The sequence below is a fragment of the Microvirga tunisiensis genome (assembly GCF_009296175.1).
GTDB classification, from domain to species: Bacteria; Pseudomonadota; Alphaproteobacteria; order Rhizobiales; family Beijerinckiaceae; genus Microvirga; species Microvirga tunisiensis.
On sequence record NZ_VOSK01000647.1, the window covers coordinates 1 to 1953 of the forward strand.

Genomic DNA, 1953 nt, shown 5'->3' on the forward strand with positions numbered 1-1953 from the left:
CTCCCCGCGCCGCCAATGCCTTGATAGTCATGCGAGCCTCCTGATCGAGCCGGCTCATGCGCTCCTCCGTGTCGTCCCGTGACACGGTAGGTCGACTTCAACCGGAGGCGACATCTCGTAAATCTGGCCGTCGCCTTACTCACACATTCGCGCGTCGCGCTACAGATGGTCGGAAGCCAGGTATCGACCGTCTCAAGAACCCCTTCGAGATGAGCATGGGACCAACCCGCCGCTGCCTTGCGAATTGCAATCGGATTTCGCGCCCTCAAGCCGGGATTGCCTGGAAGCTTCCCGCGGCGGGTCGCAGCCTTGATGCCTGCCTTGGTCCGCTCAGCGATTAGGGATCGCTCCAATTGGGCGACGGCCCCCAGAACCTGCAGAGAGAACATGCCCTGTGGGGTGGTGGTGTCGATTGGGTCACCCAGGGACCGGAAATGTGCGCCGCGGGCTTCCAGCTGCTCAATGACCTCCAGGAGGTGCTTTACAGATCGGGCCAGTCGATCAAGACGGACTACAACCAGTGTCTCTCCGGGCTGGATGCTGCGCAGAATGCCTGCAAGAACGTGGCGGCTCCGAGAGGCGCCTGAGGCGAACTCCTGATGGATTACAAGACAGCCGGCAGCCCGGAGCTCATCAATCTGGGGGTCGGTTGCCTGGTCCTCTGTAGAAACACGGGCATAGCCGATTAGGTTGGCTTTAGGAGGGGAGGGGGCCTTCATCGCCGGAGAAACCTTGGAGCTCGCTTCAGGCTCAACTAAACGGATCGAGCTTATGCCTTACTTGAACGGATTTACGATGGTCAGACTGTCCTGAACCCGCTGGCCGTCTTGTAGGTCCTCCGAAAAGAGGGTCTCGCAGCCGGCACTGACGGCTGCGGCGACAATTAGGCTGTCATAGATCGAGAAGCCGTAGCGCTTCATGACGTTGAGCGCCACATCATGGGTATCGGTGGTTATCGGCTCGACCGCGCAAAAGTGCCGTACTCCAGCCAAGACCTCCCGGACCTCGTCGAGATCCATCTTGAGCTTTCGAGTCATGACGCTCACGGCCTCGTTCAAGACTTGAACACTTACTGTGCCCCCCAAAGCCAGGAGAGCCTCGGCCCGATCAGCTTTGGCGGCATCCTCAGATAGCAGATACAAGACAACATTGGTGTCGAAAAAGGCCTTACCGCTCATTGGCCTCAAGCCGATCGAACTTGAACCCAGCGGGGAGGCGGCCACGGAATCGCCGCAGGCGTGCGAGGGTCTCGGCCGCGTCAGGGGCTTTTGAGACCTCGAAGGAGCGCGATCCAGCAACGATGATTTCGATGTCGTCGCCTTCCTTCAGCTTCAACGCATCGACGACGGCTGAGGGGAGGCGGACAGCAAGGGAGTTCCCCCACTTGGCTACCTGCATTATATCCTCCATGATATACGAAATGTTAGATGTATATCTAGTTCTTGAGGTGCACCGAAGCAAGACCAGCGCTGCCTGTCAAAGCACAGATCGGAGTCCGCTGTTGTACAATGTCCGCGGATAGCCGCATCTGGCCGTTTGGGATCGTTGCTGCAGTCGTTATGACGGCGCGACGAGGAGGGGAGGGGGCTTACTAAGACGCGCGAAAATGCCTTGAAAATTAAGGTTTTGGCACTTTGCTCGGGGAAAGCGAGGCTGTTTTAGGCCTTCTTGATCAGGAGGCTGATAAGGGGCAATTATCGATACCAAAAGCCAAGCTACAAGCGGCTCATACCACAGTGAAGCAAAGCTTGGGTTCTGTTCTCTTGCTGGCGCAAAGCGTGGCTGGTACAAGAACTTAGGACACTGGGGGACGGCCGTGCATCGGGGTAACTGGGGCATTTTAGGGGGCGAGGGATTCCTCCCTTCGGGCATTCATGATTCAATCCCGGCATGACCTCGCCTGATCGTTCCAACAAGCCGCTGTCCTCGACAGCCCTGCGCGAGCTGGTCTCG

Annotated in this window: 2 protein-coding genes and 1 pseudogene; all 3 read right to left on the minus strand. The window is 58.1% G+C overall.

Going from position 1 to position 1953, the window contains the following annotated elements; all coding sequences use genetic code 11:
- Positions 1–164: 164 nt before the first annotated feature.
- Positions 165–719: pseudogene (locus tag FS320_RS42415) on the minus strand (recombinase family protein); the annotation flags it as partial.
- Between the two features lie 57 nt (positions 720–776).
- Positions 777–1178 carry a PIN domain-containing protein gene (locus tag FS320_RS42420; protein WP_099514454.1) on the minus strand — a complete coding sequence of 134 codons (402 nt, stop codon included), beginning with the start codon at positions 1176–1178 and terminating at the stop codon, positions 777–779.
- Positions 1168–1398: an AbrB/MazE/SpoVT family DNA-binding domain-containing protein gene (locus FS320_RS42425; RefSeq protein ID WP_099514453.1), complete on the minus strand. Its 231-nt coding sequence runs from the start codon at positions 1396–1398 to the stop codon at positions 1168–1170. The genes FS320_RS42420 and FS320_RS42425 overlap by 11 nt, the downstream gene beginning before the upstream one ends.
- Between the last annotated feature and the right edge of the window lie 555 nt (positions 1399–1953).